The 1026-nt window shown below is 32.0% G+C and carries 2 protein-coding genes; both read right to left on the bottom strand.

Features of this window, described 5'->3' with window-relative positions; genetic code table 11:
• Positions 1–113 precede the first annotated feature (113 nt).
• Positions 114–434, bottom strand: coding sequence for a hypothetical protein (locus KFD70_RS29055; protein ID WP_336454477.1), 321 nt, complete (start codon positions 432–434; stop codon positions 114–116).
• Positions 435–721: 287 nt separating this feature from the next.
• A complete protein-coding gene (locus KFD70_RS29050; RefSeq protein WP_097988981.1) occupies positions 722–934 on the bottom strand; it encodes an alpha/beta-type small acid-soluble spore protein in 213 nt (70 codons plus the stop codon).
• Positions 935–1026 lie beyond the last annotated feature (92 nt).

The following is a 1026-nucleotide window of genomic DNA, read 5'->3' as shown; positions in this document are numbered from 1 at the left end:
TAAAATACTTATATTTTTTTGGAGATTAATAGCAACCGTTTTGCTGCCGATAAGTGGGACTATGGTAACTAAAACAGCACCTAACCGTATTTAAACAAGGTTAGGTGCTGTTTTTAATAACGAACGTTTCTTTTAATAAACTCCAAAATTCCTTTTAGGAGGAAAATAATACTTACTACCCAAGTGATTCCTGATAAAGCCAATTGAAGTGAATTCTCCTCTGATACCACAGGGTAATTAGAAAAGTTAGGTCCGATTAAAAGATTTATCAGTAAGAATAAACTTAAAGCAAGGATTAAGAAGTGTGCAATAAACCAGATGATATTTTTTTCTTTATACTTAATGAGCCAATAAATTAGAAACATTAAAGTAACTATAACTGTAAGACCGGAACCTGTAATTAAATATCCTCTAACTTCTTGCTCCATTGGCATATACATATTAATCACCCACTTCCTCAAAGTGCCTAAATCTACTTTTAGTATGGAGCATTATTATTTTGAATAGTCCATAGAGTGAAGTGAATTAATTTGACGACTATCAATATCACGAAATGTCCATATTCTTCTTATTATATTTATTGTGTAATTTTTGTATAACAAAGTAAAAAGCATCCTATTTGGATGCTTATCGTGTAAGTCTCTAAAGTTATTTATAAATTAAATACAGGAAAAATATATATGCTACGACTCACTGTAATCTTTTATATCCTCGGGTGAAATTAATGAGTGAATCCTCCACCAAGTTGCTGTTCAGCCATTGCCACTAAACGCTTTGTGATTTCACCACCAACAGAACCGTTTGCACGAGATGTTGTATCTGGACCAAGCTGTACACCAAATTCTTGTGCAATCTCATACTTCATTTGATCAATTGCATTCTCAGCACCTTGAACCAATACTTCATTATTATTTCTGTTATTCTTTTTAACCATATGTATCACCTCCTACGGTTTTAATATGCTACGAAACATGGAAAAATAATTATTCCTTTTTATGGTAAATGGATGTTTGAAAGTTTCTGTTC

It is taken from the genome of Bacillus pfraonensis (assembly GCF_050768835.1).
Lineage (GTDB): Bacteria > Bacillota > Bacilli > Bacillales > Bacillaceae_G > Bacillus_A > Bacillus_A pfraonensis.
Note: the sequence above shows the minus strand (reverse complement) of the source record. Positions and strands in the feature narration are given on the sequence as shown.